Origin of the sequence: Gluconacetobacter liquefaciens, assembly GCF_003350405.1 — a bacterium.
GTDB classification, from domain to species: Bacteria; Pseudomonadota; Alphaproteobacteria; order Acetobacterales; family Acetobacteraceae; genus Gluconacetobacter; species Gluconacetobacter liquefaciens.
Window position 1 is genome coordinate 1 of sequence record NZ_QQAW01000029.1, and the last position, 1,482, is coordinate 1,482.

Genomic DNA, 1,482 nt, shown 5'->3' on the forward strand with positions numbered 1-1,482 from the left:
TGCCGAAAGCGCCCTTGTTGCCGAACCCGTTCTGGTCGAGGTCGGCGGGCAGGCCGCGCAGGCGCCAGCCGACATTGAAGGTCAGGCTGGCATAGCGGCCGACCGAACTGTGCAGGTCCAGCCCGATGCTCGACAGATCGGTCTCGTTCTTGGCACGCGGAATGTCGCGTACCTGCGAGACATGCCCGTAATCGTAGAACACCCCCACCTGCTCCGTATCGGGCGTGTCCGGATGCAGCCCCATCAGCCGCGTGATGCTGAAGGCGGGCGAGCGCAGATCGTTGGTCACGCTCACCCCCTCGCTGCCCAGCGCGGTATCAGTGAAATAGCCGCGCCCGTTATACAGCCCACCCAGCGCCACCTGGTTGCTGTACATCAGGTTGCTGCTCGAAACCTGCCCCGTCGCCTGCAGGATCCACGACAGCCCGCCCGGCAGCCACGTCGTGCGCGTCAGGCTCATGGTGTCGTAGACATACTGGTCCGTCGATCCGGGCACCAGCACCTGGAAATCGCTCTTGCGGTTGGCCCCGCTCAACCCGCCGGGGCTGAGAACCAACTGGTTCTGGAATGTCGTCTGCCCATACGGGTCGGTCATCGCCGCGTTATACAGGATCGGGAACTGGTCCACCTCGGCATGGCTGTCGAACACCCGCACGCCGCCGAATTCCAGCGTATTGTTGGTGGTCTTGAAATCGAACCCCACCTGGATGTCCTCGGTCAGCCGCACATGCGGCCCCAAGCGCAGCGTCGGCAGGTCGTGGATATAGCGCAGGCTCGCCTGCCCGCTGTGCCCGGTCTGCCCCAGCGAGACATTGTCCGATTTGAAATCCGGCTTTTCCCACGCATAGGACCCGAAGACCTGGAGCCGGTCGTGCCACGGCAACGGCGCCGTCCAGGTCAGCGCATGGCCGCTGTACCGGTCGCTGACCGCATGGGTGAACTGGTAGGACAGCGTCTGCCCCAGCCCCGCCACGTTGCCCCAGGTCCCCCCGACCGCCCATTCCGAATGGCCCAGGATCGGCACCCCCGCATTGTCGTAGGAGCCATAGACATGCAGCGGCAGCCGGTCCTTCGTCTGTAGCACCACGTCGGTGGTGCCCTGCGCGTGGCCGGGCGCGAACAGCGCATCGACGCTGCGGAACGGGTTGCCGTTCAGCCGGTCCAGCCCGGCCTGCACATCGCCCAGGTCCAGGGTGCTGCCCGGCACCAGTCCGCTCTCCTGCCGCAGCAGCCGGTCGGAAAACCAGCGATTGCCCTGCGGCCGCACGCTGCCCAGCCGGTATTCCGTCACCACGATCTGCACCGTGCCTCCACTGACATTCTGCGGCGGAATGGTGACATAGACGAACGGATGCCCCTGCTGCTGATAAAGCTGGCTGACCCGCTGGGCGATGGCATTCAGGTCGGCGAAGCTCAACGGCCGGCCCAGCCGCGCCGCCATCTCACGCCCGAAGGCCGCATCGTCCAGCAACGGCAGGCCGG

At 65.9% G+C, this 1,482-nt stretch carries 1 protein-coding gene; it reads right to left on the reverse strand.

Annotated elements, in window-relative coordinates; translation table 11 throughout:
• A partial coding sequence (locus C7453_RS18560) for a ShlB/FhaC/HecB family hemolysin secretion/activation protein (RefSeq protein ID WP_141289238.1) occupies positions 1–1,482 on the reverse strand: 1,482 nt, incomplete at both ends.